At 39.3% G+C, this 17865-nt stretch carries 10 protein-coding genes; 6 read left to right on the forward strand and 4 right to left on the reverse strand.

All coding sequences use genetic code 11. The features are described 5' to 3' along the window. Positions 1-85: 85 nt before the first annotated feature. From QM481_RS03845 to QM481_RS03865, 5 genes are all read left to right on the forward strand, one after another. The gene (locus QM481_RS03845; protein ID WP_283380715.1) at positions 86-2794 is read left to right on the forward strand and encodes a substrate-binding domain-containing protein; all 2709 of its coding nucleotides are present in this window, start codon (positions 86-88) and stop codon (positions 2792-2794) included. Positions 2795-2975: 181 nt separating this feature from the next. Next, positions 2976-4304, forward strand: a complete 1329-nt coding sequence (locus QM481_RS03850) for a sugar porter family MFS transporter (protein ID WP_166551411.1) — start codon at positions 2976-2978, stop codon at positions 4302-4304. 14 nt (positions 4305-4318) lie between these two features. Continuing rightward, the gene (locus tag QM481_RS03855) at positions 4319-5233 is read left to right on the forward strand and encodes a carbohydrate kinase family protein (RefSeq protein ID WP_283380716.1); all 915 of its coding nucleotides are present in this window, start codon (positions 4319-4321) and stop codon (positions 5231-5233) included. A gap of 96 nt (positions 5234-5329) precedes the next feature. After that, positions 5330-8476 carry a SusC/RagA family TonB-linked outer membrane protein gene (locus QM481_RS03860; protein WP_283380717.1) on the forward strand — a complete coding sequence of 1049 codons (3147 nt, stop codon included), beginning with the start codon at positions 5330-5332 and terminating at the stop codon, positions 8474-8476. Between the two features lie 137 nt (positions 8477-8613). Further along, positions 8614-10320, forward strand: a complete 1707-nt coding sequence (locus QM481_RS03865; protein ID WP_283380718.1) for a RagB/SusD family nutrient uptake outer membrane protein — start codon at positions 8614-8616, stop codon at positions 10318-10320. Positions 10321-10611: 291 nt separating this feature from the next. Here the strand turns inward: QM481_RS03865 and QM481_RS03870 are convergent, their stop codons facing one another. After that, positions 10612-12063 (reverse strand): glyceraldehyde-3-phosphate dehydrogenase, encoded by a 1452-nt coding sequence (locus tag QM481_RS03870; RefSeq protein WP_283380719.1) that lies wholly within the window; start codon positions 12061-12063, stop codon positions 10612-10614. Positions 12064-12630: 567 nt separating this feature from the next. On the opposite strand from QM481_RS03870, the gene QM481_RS03875 reads away from it, so the two are divergent. After that, complete coding sequence (locus QM481_RS03875) at positions 12631-14004, forward strand: MATE family efflux transporter (protein WP_283380720.1); 1374 nt, start codon at positions 12631-12633, stop codon at positions 14002-14004. Between the two features lie 223 nt (positions 14005-14227). Here QM481_RS03875 and QM481_RS03880 read toward each other — a convergent pair whose 3' ends face one another. The 3 genes from QM481_RS03880 to QM481_RS03890 all read right to left on the reverse strand — a co-directional run bounded on the left by QM481_RS03880 (position 14228) and on the right by QM481_RS03890 (position 17673). Then, entirely contained in the window at positions 14228-14743 is a 516-nt protein-coding gene (locus QM481_RS03880; RefSeq protein WP_283380721.1) for an ankyrin repeat domain-containing protein, read from the reverse strand. Between the two features lie 12 nt (positions 14744-14755). Continuing rightward, positions 14756-15955 carry a glutamyl-tRNA reductase gene (gene hemA / locus QM481_RS03885; protein WP_283380722.1) on the reverse strand — a complete coding sequence of 400 codons (1200 nt, stop codon included), beginning with the start codon at positions 15953-15955 and terminating at the stop codon, positions 14756-14758. Positions 15956-16149: 194 nt separating this feature from the next. Then, the gene (locus tag QM481_RS03890) at positions 16150-17673 is read right to left on the reverse strand and encodes a catalase (RefSeq protein ID WP_283380723.1); all 1524 of its coding nucleotides are present in this window, start codon (positions 17671-17673) and stop codon (positions 16150-16152) included. Between the last annotated feature and the right edge of the window lie 192 nt (positions 17674-17865).

Consider the following 17865-nt stretch of genomic DNA (forward strand, 5'->3'; position numbering starts at 1 on the left):
GACCCCTTCTCAAAAAGATAAGCTATGTTTCTCCAAACATTGTTTATCTTTTTGTCATTTAGGGATAACCCATTTCTTCATCAATATGAAAAAATATATCTCTTCCTATATATGGCTTTTTATGCTGATTATTTTGATTTGCAGTGCCTGCCAATCAAATGAAAAACAGCATTTTCGTATCGGATTTTCACAATGTGGAATGGACGACCGTTGGCGTGAAGAAATGGTCGAGGGCATGAATAGAGAACTAAGTTTTTACCCTGAACTTAGTATGATTCTGAAAGATTCCAAATGGAATAACAAGACTCAATACGCTCAAATTGAAGAACTTATAAATCTCCCTGTTGATTTGCTCATTGTATCTCCCAATGATAGTAAATTTCTAGAGCCAGTTATTACCAAAGCTTACCAAAAAGGAATTCCCGTGTTGGTGGTTGACCGTCACGTTTTTTCTGACCAATTTACGGCTTTTGTGGGGGCAAACAACTTAGTGGTTGGTCAGCATGCTGGCGAATATGCCAATATTCTCCTCAACGGGCACGGGCGTGTATTAGAAGTAGGTTTCGGACCACGTACTGCACCTGCTTTGGGCAGACATAATGGATTTCATTCGGTTATTCAAAAGTATCCTCATATTCAATACGTTGACTATATGAACAAAGACTGGGCGGATAAAGATTTGCGGGAAGCCCTCAGGCAAAAATTGAAAAGTAATCCAGATTTAACAGATTTGATTTTTGCTCATAACGACCGTTGTGCCCTAATTGCCTACGACGTTTGTAAAGAATTAGGCATAGAAAAGAAAATCAAATTCATTGGCGTAGATGGTTTGGTTGGTAATAACTTGGGGTTAGATTTAGTAAAAAAAGGTATCATCAATGCCACTATTCTGTACCCTACAGGTGGTGAGGAGTCTATCCGTGTCGCAGCCAAAATACTTCGCAAACAGGCTTTTGAAAAAGAAAATCAACTTTTCACAAGCGTTATCGATGCCCAAAATGTGAATATCATGTTGGCTCAACTCAATAAGTTAAAAGAGCAACACGCTGATATTGAGCGACAAGCCACCCGAATCAAAGATTTAACCAAGATATTTTCTTCTCAACAAGCTGTTTTGTATCTATCCTTTTTCTTCTTGATTTTACTATTGCTTCTTGGTGCTGTACTATTCTATCTTTTCAGAGACCGTCAGGATTCAAACGTTCGCTTGTCCGAACAAAATGAGGCCATTTTGAATCAAAAAAATGAAATAGAACGTATCTCGCTATTGGCAAAACAAGCCACCGAAGATAAACTTCGTTTTTACTCTTACATTTCTCATGAGTTTCGAACGCCACTGAGTCTTATCCTGACACCAACACAGGATATCCTTCACCGAAAAACCTTAGATGTCAAAGAAACGAGACAAGCGTTTTTATTGATTCAGAAAAATGCTAATCGTCTTTTGAGGCTGGTTGATCAATTACTAGAATTAAGAAAAGTGGATTCTGGAAAAATGGAATTGAATCGCCAACAGCATGATTTAGTGAGTTTTATCAAAGATATTGTCAACGATTTTCAGGTAAAAGCTAAAAGTCAACAAATCGATTTACAGTTTATTTGCCCATTCAAGACTCTACCTTTTTCGTTTGATGCCGAGAAGTTAGATAAAGTTTTTTTCAATATCATATCCAATGCTTTCAAATACACACCCGATGGTGGCGCTATCCACATTTCGTTATTGAAAAATGTGGAAAAGTTAGAAGTGCTCATTTCTGACAATGGCATCGGAATGACCCAAGAAGAAAAAGAAAGAGCTTTTGATTTGTTTTATCGCGGCAATCAGAATATTTCGTTGGGAACAGGTTTGGGCTTGGCACTTTCTAGGGAATTTTTGACCTTACACCAAGGAGAAATCGAGGTCGAATCTCAAAAAGGAAAAGGCACCACCTTCAAAATTATTTTACCAATACTCGCTTCAGAAGACACAGAAGGTATTTCTCTGATGCCACATTATACCAAAGAAGATATTGAACCAACTGTAGTGGTGGATACTCCTGCCGTTCAGCATCATGAAAATACGCTTGTATTGATTGAAGATAATCCCGATTTACGACTTTTCTTGAAACAAAAATTACAACAATTCTACAATGTTGTAAGTGTAGAAACCGCTGAAGCAGGCTGGACTGAGATATTGAGCAATATCCCCGATTTGATTATTAGCGATGTCATGTTGCCTGGTATGGATGGATTTTCATTGACGCAAAAAATCAAAAATGATTTTCGCTCATCGCATATTCCTGTGATTTTGTTGACAGCCAAAGGGCAAACCGAAAACCAAATCGAAGGTACTCGAGCAGGAGCAGATGCCTATATTCCGAAACCTTTTAATCAGCAACTTTTGGAGGAAAAAATCAAAGGTCTCCTCGACAATCGTGATAGAATGCGCAGAAGATTTTCGGGAGAAATTACCAACCCAAGTCAAATTCAAAAAGGTGAGCGCAAATTCTTAGTAGAGTTTGAATTATTACTAGAAAAACACCTCACGGAAAGCACTCTTTCGGTCGAAAAACTTAGTCGGGAGTTGGGTATGTCAAGAGTTCAGCTTTTTAGAAAAATTTCTGCCTTGACCAACAAAAATGTAACAGACTATATTGCCGATTTCAAACTATTAAAAGCCAAAGCATTGCTCAAAGAATCAGACAAAACCATCTCTGAAATAGCCTACGAACTTGGATTTAATAACCCTAGTTATTTCACGACTTTCTTCAAGCAGAAAACCAATCAAACCCCTTCGGAATGGCGAAACAGCTGATGTAACATTATTTGAATCTATGCAACATAAGCAATAAATTCATTTTTTAAAAACCAAATAATACACTCATAATCAATACATTACCTCAATGTATCAATTATAAAACTCTTTGAATGAAAACTGACAATAAACGACCATAACTTAGTCTAATTTTGGTTCATCAAAATTCACTAAGTCTATCATGAATCAGAATTTAAAACTAGTATTATGGTCGTTATCTGCTGCATTGGGAGGCTTCCTATTTGGCTTTGACACGGCAGTTATTTCGGGCGTAGAGCAAACCCTCCAGCACCTCTGGAATCTCAATGTATTTGAGCACGGACTTACCGTTTCAATTGCATTAATTGGGACCGTAATGGGTTCATTATTGGGAGGTATTCCTGCACAACAATATGGTCGTCGTTTTACCTTATTATTAATCGCTATCTTTTATTTAGTAGCCTCTTTAGGCACAGCTTTTGCACCCAATTGGAGTATCTTCTTGTTGTTTAGATTTCTGGGTGGTTTAGGCGTTGGAATTTCTTCGGTGGTAGCACCGATGTATATTTCCGAAATAGCACCTCCTAGCAAAAGAGGTCGTTTGGTTGCCATGTTTCAGTTCAATGTTGTACTGGGAATCCTGATGGCTTATTTATCCAACTTCCTTTTATCTGAAGTTTTTGCTGAAGCTTGGCGCTGGATGCTGGGTATTCAAGCTTTACCTTCCTTACTTTTTATCGTAACAGTATTACTCATTCCAGAAAGTCCACGATGGTTGGTATTGGTAAAAAAGGATTTTCAAACAGCCAAAACTATTCTTGAAACAATCGATGCGCAAAATGCAGAAAAGATTTTAGCACAAATTCAAGAAAACGCTCAATCACAAGGCAAAAGCAAATTCAGCTTACTTTGGCAACCTGCTTATCGTCGTCCATTGACCTTATCGGTACTATTTGCAGTGTTTAACCAAGTATCGGGTATCAATGCCATTATCTACTTTGCCCCACGCATTTTCGAAATGTCGGGACTAGGCAAAGACTCCTCTCTCCTATCGTCGGCGGGAATAGGTTTAGTCAACTTACTTTCCACGCTTTTGGGAATCGCCATTATCGACAAATTTGGTCGCAGAGCGCTTATGCGTTGGGGTTCCATTGGGTTGGTAGTAGCGCTAGTATTGGTTGCACAGTCATTCTATTTGGGGGGCAATAGCCTTTGGGTTCCTTTTTATCTCTTCCTATTTATTGGATTCTTTGGGTTTTCGCAGGGCGCTGTGATTTGGGTATTCATTGCCGAAATATTCCCCAACGAAGTGCGAGCGTATGGACAAGCGATTGGGAGTTTTACCCACTGGATATTGGCAGCCATCATCACATTTACCTTTCCCTATTTGGCCGAAACCCTCGGAGGAGGAATCACCTTTAGCTTTTTTGCTTTGATGATGGTTATTCAAGGGTTTTTTGCTTGGAAAATCATGCCCGAAACCAAGGGAACAAGTCTCGAAAATTCTGAAATAACCGTTTTAGCTCATTAATCTTTTTATTTCAAATGAAACAATTTGTATGCTTTGGCGAGATGCTTTGGGATATGCTTCCTAGTGGAAAAATCCCTGGTGGTGCTCCTATGAACGTAGCCATTCATCTCAAACATTTTGGTCATCAGGTATCTATTATCAGTCGTATCGGGAGCGATGACCTAGGCAAAGAGTTAATAGATTTTGTCAAAAGTAAAGAACTCAATTGTCAACTCATTCAGCAAGGCAATACCCATTTGACGGGCGTTGTAAAAGTCAATATGGATGACAAAAGCAATGTGACTTACAAAATCGTCAAACCTGTGGCATGGGACTATATCCAGTCAGAGCCTCTTGCCTTAGACACTGTTGCTCAAGCTGATTGTTTGGTATTTGGAAGTTTATCGGCACGCTCACCACAAAGTTTTGAAACTCTAAAGGAGCTTTTGCAAGTCGCCAAATTCAAAGTACTAGATGTGAATCTCCGACCTCCGTATTATGATACTACTACGCTTTCGTATCTGATGACACAAGCCGATGTGGTCAAGCTCAATCATCATGAGTTAGCCGAAATCTGCTCTTGGTTTTTTGTAGAAAATACACTCGAAGAGCAAATTTCAAGATTAGCGACGCATTTCCAACTCAAAACGATCTGCGTCACTCTGGGTGCCGACGGTGCGGTGCTTTACCATCAAGGTTTGTTTTATCGAAGCGAAGGTTTTCCAGTAGAAGTATGTGATACCATCGGTAGTGGCGATTCATTTTTGGCGAGTTTTCTATCTAGTTTTTTACAAAATGATCACTACGAATATGCCTTACAAAAAGCCTGTGCAGTGGGAGCTTTAGTAGCGACACATCACGGTGCTACGCCATTTATTTCTGAAGAAAGTATCGAAAAATATTTAGAAGAAAAGGCGCAAACAGATAAAACAAATATGACTATGTCCTAGAGGACTAATGTATCTCTTCGACATAGAAACACTCCATGCCTTTGTGCCTTTGCCACTTTGTCCCTCAAAATCTTATAACTAATAAATCCTAAAATAATGAGAAAAAATTTATTACTCTTTTTCCTCTTGTCGATGCTGGGTCTTGCCCAACAATCGCTTGCTCAACAACGCACTATTACGGGTAAAGTAATAGCTGCCGAAACCAGAGAAACCTTGATTGGTGCCAATATCCAAATCACAGGTACAACCAAAGGATCATCTACGAATGCCGAAGGTTATTTTACGTTGACAGTTCCAGAAACGGCAAAAAGTTTGACAGTGTCTTATGTAGGTTACACCACACAAACAGTTACCATTGGCACACAAAGCAGTCTGGTTATCGCCCTTGAGTCTAGCAATCAACTCAACGAAGTTGTTGTAGTTGGTTATACTTCTTCACGTAAGCAAGACCTCACAGGTTCTGTAGCGGTTGTGGATATGAAACCTCTCAAAAACATTAGTTCGGGTAACCCAATGCAAGCCTTACAAGGTCGTGTGGCTGGTTTGTATATCGAAAAAGATGGCTCGCCTAATGGCTCAAACAGCCGTATTTTGATCCGTGGTGCCAATACTTTGGGCAATAACGACCCATTGTATATCATCGACGGTATTCCGACAACACGTCCAGAAGTTTTCCAAAACATTAGCCCAACCAATATCGAATCGGTACAGGTATTGAAAGATGCTTCGGCTGAATCTATCTATGGTGCACGTGCATCAAACGGGGTAATTATCGTAACAACCAAAAATGGTGGAAATACCAATGGAAAGGTGGAATTCCAGTTCAATAGCAGTGTTTCTTTCCAGTCAGAAAAAGCGATGCGCTTCAAAATGCTCAATGCCGTTGACCGTGGTAGAGCACTTTGGCAGGCATCCATCAACGATGGACAAGATCCTGCTTCGGGATATGGTGAGATTTACAATTTTGATTGGAACAAAAACTTTAGCAATCCTATACTCAATAGCGTTACGCCAAAACCATTTGTAGGTGGCGATCCAAACACACCTGTTGGCGATACAGATTGGCAATCAGTCATGTACAAAATGGGCGTAGTTACTCGCAACGATTTCACGATTTCGACAGGTAATAAAACATCATCGTTAGAGGTAAACTTTGGTCAGTTGAAAAACACAGGTATGCTCCGTTTTACAAATTATGACCGTTTGAGCGGAAGCATCAATGCCATGACCCGTGCCTTCAATGATAAAGTTCGTATTGGCTTAAACCTACGTGTGGCTAACTCAAACGAAACTCTTACCGCTACCGATTTGGGTGGTGCTACTACGACAGGATTGGCGGTGAGCTTAGTTCCAACCATTCCAGTGTACCAAAAAGACGGTGTGACTTATGCGGGTGCATCGGGTGGTGGTTACTCTGACCGTAACAACCCATTGCACATGCAGGATATTGCGAAATGGAACAATGCTAATCGCTTGAGTACTTTCGGAAATATCTTTATTGAGGTACAACCTATCAAAAACTTGTTCTTCAAAACCAATTTAGGAGCAGATAACGCTAGTTACCAAAACAAGATTATTACACCAACTTTCTCAGAAGGTGCTTTTAACCGTACTACTAACAGTTTGACCTTTGACCAAAACCAATATTTGAGTTTAACGTGGTCAAATACCCTTCGCTATAACTGGGATTTGAACGACAAACATCAATTCAAATTCTTATTGGGGACAGAATATATCAAGACGACCCTCAATACGCAATTCTTGAAAAAAGAAGGATATGCTTTACAAAACGAAGACTATTTCACTTTGAGTGCAGGTACTGGTAACACAACACTTACAGGTAACGTAACAGGTAATATTCTTTTCTCACAATTCGGTCGTGTAGATTATACTTACAGCGATAAATATTTGGCAGCATTAACGGTTCGTCGCGATGGTTCGTCAAGATTTGGTACCGACAACCGCTATGGTATTTTCCCTGCGGCATCATTGGGTTGGAAATTGGATAAAGAAGATTTCTTGAAAAACAATAATACTGTTTCTGAACTAAAACTTCGTGCTGGTATTGGTCGTGTAGGTAACCAACAAATTGGAGATATTGCTCGTTTTGGTTTGTTTGACACACGTTATGGTACTACGCAAGCACAATTAGTAGGTGGTTTCTGGGAGCAATATATGAACATCGGAACGGCTTATTCTCTTTCTGGAGCTAATACAGGTACATTGCCATCAGGTTTTGTACAAACACAAGCCGCCAACGCAGGTTTGAAATGGGAAACTACTGACGAAGTAAACGCAGGTATCGACTTTGCCTTTTTGAATAATAAATTCTTTGGTTCATTCGACTACTTTACTCGTCAAACTACAGGTATTTTGATTACGCCTCCAGTAGCTGCAACATTAGGCGAAGGTCAAACCAAAGCGGTAAATGGTGCTTCTAAATCAAACAAAGGTTGGGAATTGGTATTGGGTTATCATGGGGAAGTAAACAACGGTTTGAAATATAATATCTCTGCTAACTTCGCTCATTTTAGAGATAAAATCACTGAATTGCCTGAAGAAGTACGTCCAGCATATCCTGGTAACTTGGTTAGTACTATTATCGGACATTCTCAATTTGATATTTTTGGTTACAAAACTGCGGGTTTATTCCAGTCGCAAACAGAAGTTGATGCCGCTCCAAAACAAGTTGGCGCAGCACCAGGACGTATCCGCTATGTAGATATTAACAATGACGGTAAAATCGACGACCTTGACCGCACCTGGATTGGTACTACCCTTCCTACCTTGGAATATGGTATTCGTTTTGACATGACTTACAAAAACTTTGATGTGTCTTTATTTGGTTCGGGTGTAGCAGGTCGTACAGGTTTTGATGTGTACACTACTTATAACAACCTTATGCGTAGCCGTGAAAACGTAGGACCTGGCGTATTCGATGCTTGGACTCCACAACACACCAACACAACTGTGCCAGCACTTACCTTGAAAGACAACAACAACGAGACTCGTACTTCGGACTATTTTATGGTAAATACTTCGTACTTCAAAATGCGTAATGTTCAAGTGGGTTATACACTTACACCAAAAGCTGTTTTCTCAAAGCTACGTGTATATGTAATGGGCGAAAACTTATTCTGGATTAAAAGCAAAAGCTACCAAGGTCCAGACCCTGAGCGTATCGACATCAACCCAGTGCCTATTCCTCAAACATTCACATTCGGCGTAAATGCATCGTTCTAAGGCAATTGGCTTTAAGCGATAGGCATCAATAGATATTTTGACGCTAGTATTGAAAGTACACTACGTAAAACATTTAGGCTGTATTTCTCATTGCTTAACGCATACAGCTTACAGCCTAAAGCAACCATTGTAAACTCATGAAAAGAAAAATATTTTCCCTCTTATTTGTCACTGGCTTACTTACCATGAACTCGTGTAAAGATGCCCTTGATTATACACCAAAAGGTGTGCTGTCCTCATCTGATTTAACCTCTCCTACGGCTGTGGAAGGCTTAGTAACTGCCGCTTATGCCGCTATTGGCAATGGCGACATGATTGGTCCGATTTATAGTAACTGGGTCTACGGAAGTGTACGCTCTGACGATGCTTACAAAGGCGGTGGCGGTACAGGCGACGTTGGCGAAATCGATGCTATTGAGCATTACAACCTTGTTACGCCTTCTATCAATGCTTTTGTGACACGTACTTGGCAAAACCTCTTTAAGTCGATTTCAAGATGTAACGTGGCATTGCGTGCTGTAAACTCACTTAGTGAAGCTAGCTATCCAAACAAAAAGACTCGCTTGGCTGAACTTCGTTTCTTACGTGCACATAGCTATTTTACGATGAAGCTTTTGTATAAAAATATTCCCATTTTTGACGAAAATGCTTCAGCTGAAGAAATCCTAAAGGTGTCAAATAGCTTAAGTAACGAGGAGTCATGGAATAAAATCGCAGCAGATTTCCAGTTTGCCATTGATAACCTTCCAAGCTCTCAGCCTGAATTAGGTCGTGCCAATAAAGTAGCGGCTCAAGCCTATTTGGCAAAATTACGTTTGTACCAAGCGTATGAACAAAACGACACACACCAAGTGGTAAACATCAATAAAACTCGTTTGCAAGAAGTAGTTACTTTAACACAAGCAGTAATCTCTTCAGGTAAATACAGTTTGAATAAAGATATTGCTGACAACTTTTTGGCAGAAACCGAAAATGGTTCTGAATCAATTTTTGCTATTCAGTTTACCATAAATGACGGTACAACTTCTGGACGCTTGAATTTTGAAGATGGATTAAATTATCCTCATGGAGCACCTCAGTACGGCTGTTGTGGATTCCACGCACCAAGCCAAAACTTGGTAAATGCCCACGCTACAGACGAAAATGGTTTACCAAAATTTGATACTTTCAACGATTCTAATATCGACTTGACTACTGCTACAGTTGATCCACGTCTTGACCATACAGTAGGAATCGACGGTCACCCATACAAGTACGATAACACCAAGCCATTCAGTAATAGCTGGGTGCGCGATGCAGGGGTGTATGGTAATTTCCACTCGATGCGTGCACAACAGTTGGCAAGTAGCTCATCGTATTTCAAACTTGGACCATTTATGGGAACTGCCAAAAACTACGATATTTTACGCTATGACGATATTTTGTTGATGCAAGCAGAAGCCTATATCGAATTGGGACAACAAGCAAGCGCTTTGCCATTAATCAATTTAGTCAGAAAACGTGCCTCTGAAAGTACTGGTAGACTCAAAAAAGCTGATGGGACTTTTGCTTCTAAGTACTTGGTAAAAGAATACACTACCACAGGCTGGACGCAAGCTTATGCACGTAAAGCCTTGCAGTGGGAACGTCGTATGGAGTTTGCTACTGAAGGTCCTCGCTTCTTTGATTTGGTTCGCTGGGGTATTGCCGAACCAACACTCAACGCCTATATCAACAAGGAAAAGACAAGACGTACTTTCTTGAATACTGCCAAATTTACCGCAGGTCGTGACGAATACTTACCGATTCCACAAGCTGAAATTACCTTTACCAATGGTTTGTACAAGCAAAACCCAGGTTACTAAGGATATTGAGTGAATTGGTAATATAGTAAATAAGTGATTATATACTTAGAGACGCCATTCATTTCGTCTCAACAGATTCAAAGATTCATATAAATTGGGAAAAATGGAGACTTTAGGGGGAGCGAAGGGTTTAATAATTAGATTACCCTCCTCCTTCTACTGTTCTTTTCTCTAGCATTTTCAACAAAAAAGCCCTCAAGAAACATCTTGAAGGCTTTTTACTTATCTATCCCTTTTTACTTAAACAAATGATACAGGTCTCATTGTAGCAACCTAAACCATCAAACTAACTCAATAATACATTAACCTTAAAACACCAGAAATATTCTTAGCAACTTTCAAAGTTTGTCTTGTATAACCATATTCGTTGTCGTACCAAACATAAAGCACTACACTTTTTCCATCTTTCGAAACAATCGTCGCTCGACTATCATACACCGATGGGCTTGGACTTCCGATAATATCTGAAGAAACCAGTTCATCCGACATGGAGTACTGGATTTGTTCCACTAAATCTCCTTTTAAAGAAGCTTTACGAATGATTTCATTTACCTCCTCTTTTGTAACAGTGCGCCCTACTTGTAAATTAAGAACCGCCAAAGAACCATTTGGTGTTGGCACACGAATAGCATTACCTGTTAGTTTACCTGCTAACTCAGGAATCACTTTGGCAACTGCTTTGTCGGCACCAGTTTCGGTAATGACCAAATTTTGTGCTGCCGAACGACCTCTTCTTGACTTTGGATGATAATTATCCAACAGATTTTGGTCATTGGTATAAGAGTGAACCGTTTCGATATGTCCTCTTTCTATTCCTAATTCTTGATGAATAACCGACAAAATCGGAACGATGGCATTTGTGGTACATGAAGCAGCCGAAAATATATTTTCACCTTCTTCATACGACAAATTATTGACCCCAGCTACAATATTCGGAATATCGCCTTTGCCTGGTGCTGTCAACAATACTTTGCTAACTCCTTTTGCCAGCAGGTGTTTACTCAATCCCTCTCGATCTCGTTTTACACCCGTATTATCAATCACCAACGCATCATCAATATCATATTGTGTATAATCAATCGACTCAGGCGAAGAGGCGTTAATCATTTGTACACGTTGTCCATTGATAATCAGGCATCTATTTTCTTCGTCAACGGCAACTGTTCCAGCAAATGGACCATAAATAGAGTCATTTCTGAGCAAATCAGCACGTTTGTAAATATCTTCCGCCGAACGGTCACGGGTTACGATGGCTCTCAAACGCAATTGTTCACCTTTTCCTGCCATACTTACCAACATGCGTGCCGCCAAACGTCCGATACGTCCAAAACCATACAAAACCACATCCTTGGGCGTCAAACAAAGTCTATCTTTTCCAATAAAATCGCCCAACTTAGTTACGACAAATTGCTTGGCATTATCGTATAATACAGATTCTTGCAACCACTCACTTCCCAAACGTCCCATATCTATTCGTGATGGCGAAATCTCAATCTCATGAATAGCTTGTGCTAATTCTAATGTTACTTGTACTGTAATAGGCTGACCAATAAAATTTTGTGCGTAATCATGTAAACTTAACAAGCCCGAAGAGCTCACATCAAACATTTGGTTTCTAAAAAGAAGAAGTTCTACCGATTTTTCAAACCAAAGTTTACCCACCACATTTACCAACTCTAAGGCTGCTTTTTCATCTTCAATCCAATGACTCAGTTCTTGCTCATAAATAGATTCTTGTATCATGATTTACTCGTTTCAAGGTTTGTTTTGTTATAAGAAAAGATTTGTGACAAATCTTGATACAAAAGTAAGATGGCGGAATATTAATTCTAAGCGAAATTTCGCTAAATATCTATAGGTATAAATACTGAGGATTTTTCGTTCATACCAAACTTACGCCATATCGAATAGATTGGATGTATAAAGTCCTCCTGAATGTTTAATTTTTTATTAAAATCCTGCTAAATTTTATTTAAACGCCATTTTTCAAGAAAACTCTTCACTATCTTGACTTGTTGTAGGTTGTAAATCCTTTATTTCAAATCATTTAGCCGTGTAGAGAAAGACAAAATACTCTTTATTTCTCTGAAAAGATTTTTTAGAACATTCTACAAAAAGTCCTAAATCTTGTTACCTTTGCAACAGCAACCTCAAACAGGCTTTAGGCCACAGATGCCCATGATTTTCTAATATTTAGTCCCTACGCGGTACTTTATTTTCCCCTCCCATTTTCCTAGTCAAAAACTAGGCTTTTTCTCTTTGGAGAAAGATATATCATTTTACCATTATCTTGTCGTATCGTAATTTTCAATGAAAAAATACATTGAACTATTCCTCGAAGCTATTCGTGGAGAAGAACAGAGTTATACTCAAATGAGCATCAATCGTGCGATTTTTCTTTTATCTATTCCTATGATATTAGAAATGATCGGAGAATCCCTCTTCGCGATTGTGGATGCCTTTTTTGTATCTAAAATTAGCATTGACGCCATCGCTACCGTTGGTTTGACCGAATCGGTACTTACCCTGATTTATTCGGTTGCCATTGGTCTTAGTTCGGCAGCTACTGCCATTGTTTCACGCCGAACAGGTGAAGGAAACCCCGAAGCGGCCGCTCATGCCGTTTCACAAGTAATTCTTATTTCCTTGGTTTTATCAGCACTCGTTGGCATCCCTGGGGCAATTTTTGCCGAACAAATTCTCGCACTTATGGGAGGCGAACCTCATTTGATTGAACAAGGAGCCTTGTTTACTCGCTTGATGTTTATTAGTAGTCCTGCTGTAATTTTACTTTACACACTCAGCGGTGCATTGCGTGGTGCTGGAGACGCCTCTACGGCGATGCGCTCGATTATTTTGGCCAATATCATCAACATGGCACTCGATGCTGTATTGATTATGGGGTTAAAATTTGGAGTTGAAGGCGCAGCTATTGCCACTACTACAGGTAGAACTATTGGCGTATTGTACCAATTATATTCTTTACAAAAAGGTCAAGGTAATCTCCGTCTGGAATTGAGATTACTCAAACCAGACTGGGCTGTCCTCAAAAACTTGATTGCTATTGGTTCGGGTGGTACAGGGCAATTCTTGATTCAGTCGGCAAGTTGGATTTTCTTAACAAGAATTATTTCAAGTTTCGGAAGCGACGCCGTTGCGGGTTACACTATTGCTATTCGTATTATCGTGTTTACGATTTTGCCAGCTTGGGGAATGGCGAATGCCGCCGCCACCTTGATGGGACAAAATTTGGGAGCAAATCAGCCTGACCGTGCCGAGAAATCTGTTTGGAAAACTGCTTTTTACAATATGATATTTCTATTGTTGGTAGGCTTATTGTTTTTAGGTTTTGCAGAAAACTTCATTTCGATTTTCAACAATAATCCCAAAGTGGTAGAAGTAGGCGTGTTGTGCTTACAAATCATGAGTGCAGGCTATCTCTTTTTCGGCTATGGCATGGTCATCGGACAGGCGCTCAATGGTGCTGGCGATACTCGAACCCCAACGATTATGAACTTTATTTGTTTCTGGCTTATCGAAATCCCTTTGGCTTATCTGATGGCGCAATACTGGCATTGGGGACCGCTTGGGGTATTCTTATCCATCGCCATTGCCGAGTCTATTTTGGCATTGATGGGTATTTATTTCTTCAAAAAAGGGCGCTGGAGAACTATGAAGGTATAAATTGAGTGAATGAGTGATTTTTTAGGAAGGAATTTATTTGTAGAGACGCAATGCTTTGCGTCTAAAGAGGTATCTTTCTGAAATATAGTATCAAAAAAGGGGTTGGAATTTATTTTCCGACCCCTTTTTTGATATGTGACTCAGTCTTAGACGCAAAATATTGCGTCTCTACTGAAGGCATACAATTTTTTACAATAATGACTCATGTGTGTTAAACTCTATTTTACTTCAAAAGCTCCGCTATTTCAGTATTTTCTTGCATCAACGCATTTTTGAGAGGAGTATTTCCAAAACGATCTTGGAGTTGCTTGTTGGCTCCCACCTGCAATAATATTTTGACTAAAGAAAGGTGCCCAAACGTGGCTGCAAAACTCAACGCTGTAGCACCGTTTCCATTCTGAATATTAGGGTTCGCCTTGTTTTCTAATAACAATTGTGCGATTTCGGTATATCCTTTAAAACTAGCCCCCATTAAGGCAGTATTGCCAGAGGCATCTGCTATATTGGGATTTGCCCCTTTCTCTAATAAAAATTTCACCACTTCTACTTGTTGATTATACACTGCCAAAATCAATGGTGTAAAGCCTTTATGATCTTGAGTATCGACAGAAACCCCTTGCTTTAACAGAGATTCTACCATTGTTTTATCGCCTTCACGACAAGCATTCCAAATAGATTGCTGTGCTTGAGTTGTATGTATGATGAGAGTGAAACACAATACAAAAAGGATATTTTTCATAATATTAAAAGCCTAAAAGTGGTAAATATTGTTGAGTTGTTGAACCGATGATACAGATTCTGGCAAATTCATCCTTTTGAGACTTACAGCTGGTGTTTTAAGCAATGAAGCCACAATAGAATCAATAACTCCTTCTGGTAGCTCTTGGTGATGCTGTTGTAGTTTTTCTTGAATAGTAGACTTATAATGTTGTTTCAAGGAAGCCAAAAACTGATTGATAGGTAATGAATCATGCCATTTCATAAATTGTGCTAACTCTTGTCCAATAATAGTTTGAACGTCGCTAACGGCGGCTTGGCTTTCGGCCTTGTTTACCTGAATTTTTTCGACCAAAGTATCTATATTGATCAATTGTACGGCTTGGCTTATAGAATCAGACAACGAGATACTCGCAGGAACAGCCAAATCAATCAATACTTTAGGGAAATGAGCTTTGGTAAAAAAGTGATCCTGAATTAAATCCTTTACGCCAATACTTGAAATTACCACCTCAAAATCTGAAAAATACTGAGGTATTTCTGAAAAAGGAAGATAACAATAAGACTCCTTTAACTTAGCAAGCGTTTGGGCTTTTTCGATAGTGCGATTGGCTATCACAACGTTTTCAAAACCTTGTGACACCAAATATTTGACCACATCTTTGGCGATTTCTCCCGCTCCCAATAGCAAAACCTTTGCTTGTTTGCCTACAAGTCTTCTGGTGTGCTCCACAGCCAAATAACTAGTAGATTGTGAACCTCTCAAAAATGCTGTTTCATTGCTCGTACGTTTAAAAGCACGAAAAACCTGTTGAAACAGTCGTTCAAATACACCCGAAACAAGCCCCATGCTTTGACTCTGTAAATAAGCACTTTTGACTTGCTGAATAATTTGTTTATCACCCAAAACCATCGAATGTAATCCTGTAGCCACTTCCATAATGTACCGAGCTGACTCATGAGTTGATTCAATGATTTTAAGTAAATGTCCACTAATCCATACATTTTTGAAAGTCAACATCTGTTCAATCATGTCTTTTGCTGTTGTCGTTTCTGACTCAAAATACAATTCAGTGCGGTTACAAGTCGACAGAAGCACCAAGGATTTTACATCTTCATGTGCTTGAAAACTTGATAAAAAGGTTTGCACCTCCTCCTCCGAGAATTGTAATTGTCCACGAACTGCAACATCAGCAGTTTTGTATGAAAGCGAAATGACTTTGATAGATTGCATGGTTTGATGGATCATTTTAGGCAAGGGTGATAAGGTTACAGGCATTAGTATTCGTTTGAATGATACCTTTGTTTCCATTTGCAAAATATCATTCTTCATCCTGCCCGATGTTGTTTGATATTGAGTAAAGGAAAACTACAGTTACCCATAAAAGACTACTCATGCCTATTGCCTTTTTGCCTAATTACTGTAAATTATTTTCTAAACAACGCTTCAACTTCCTCACGACTAAAGTTTAGGGCTTTTGCCAAACGAGTACCATAATCAGCATCTGCTAGGTAGAAATAGCCAACCATTTTGCGAGCTACATCCTTGTTTTTCACAGCAGCCAAATCTCCAGATAAGTTTTTAATCAAACTCGCCTTATCTGTTTCTGACAACGAGCGATAAAAATCTCCTGCTTGTTTGAAATCATTCGGCTTTGTGATTTTTTGCTGAACTGTAGTCACATTGGTAAACTTAGAAACTGAATATTTGTATTGTGCATTGTCAGCCAGAGCATCAGCCGAAACACTTGGCTGATAGTTCACATCAGAAGTTTTGTGGCGATTGCTAAAAGCACCGTCTTGGTTGTAGGTATTCACAGCCACTTTTGGAGCATTAACAGGAAGCTGTTGAAAATTGCCTCCGATGCGGTGACGTTGCGTATCGGTGTAAGAAAATAAGCGACCTTGCAAAAGTTTATCTTCAGATGGCTCTATGCCTGGTACCAAATTGGCAGGAGCAAAAGCCGACTGCTCAACCTCTTCAAAGAAATTATCGGGTACACGGTTTAAAGTCATTTTACCAACCTTTGTCAATGGAGCAATCGACTCAGGCCAAACTTTTGTTACATCAAGCGGGTTAAAATCAAATTTGTCTAAATCTTCTGGTTTTAAAATTTGTACATATAAATCCCAAGACGGGAAGTTTCCTTTTTTAATATTGTCATACAAATCTACCGTAGCATGCTGAAAATCTTGGGCTTGTACTTTGGCAGCTTCATCAGCAGTAAGGTTTTTTACACCCTGATTCGTTTTCCAAGTATATTTTACATAACTCACTTCGCCTGCTTCATTTACCCATTTGAATGCATGTACACTCGACCCATCCATTTGACGGTAATTAGCAGGAATACCGAAATCAGAATAAACGCGTGTCAACATGTGTGTTCCTTCTGGAATATGCGAGAAGAAATCAAACACACGGTTAGGATCTTGCTTATTGTAAATAGGTGACGGCTTGAAAGCATGCACCATATCAGGAAATTTGATGGCATCGCGAATAAAAAATACGGGAAGGTTATTCCCTACGATATCATAATTTCCTTGCTCAGTATAAAACTTCGTCGCAAAACCACGAGGGTCACGTAACGTTTCTGGTGAACCATTTCCGTGAACTACTGTCGAAAAACGAACAAATACAGGCGTTTTTTTACCCTTAGCAGCAAACAAAGCCGCTTTGGTATATTTTGAAAATTCACCTTCTGAAACAAACTCACCATAAGCCCCAGCACCACGTGCATGTACCACACGCTCAGGAATACGCTCACGGTCGAACGAGGCTAGTTTTTCAATCAAATGAATGTCTTCTAGCAATACTTGTCCATTTTGTCCAATTGTTTTAGAGTTTTGATTATCTCCAACTGGAGAGCCATTATTAGTAGTTAGGGGAGTTTGTGCAACTGCGACAGTCGATGATAATAAGGCTAAAGCAGCAATTTTTAAGGATATATTCATGTGTTTGTTAATAACTGTTATGTTATGTTTACATGACAAAATTGCTGTTTTGAAAACTATAAGTCAAATTGATATTTTATATGAAGATATAGATTTTAATTATATATTATATCTATAGAAATTCCAAACCATAGATATAGTCTATATTACAGGCATTTACAACTTGTTTTATTTTTGTAAAAAAAGGTCATT

Origin of the sequence: Flectobacillus rivi, from assembly GCF_030056655.1 — a bacterium.
GTDB classification, from domain to species: Bacteria; Bacteroidota; Bacteroidia; order Cytophagales; family Spirosomataceae; genus Flectobacillus; species Flectobacillus rivi.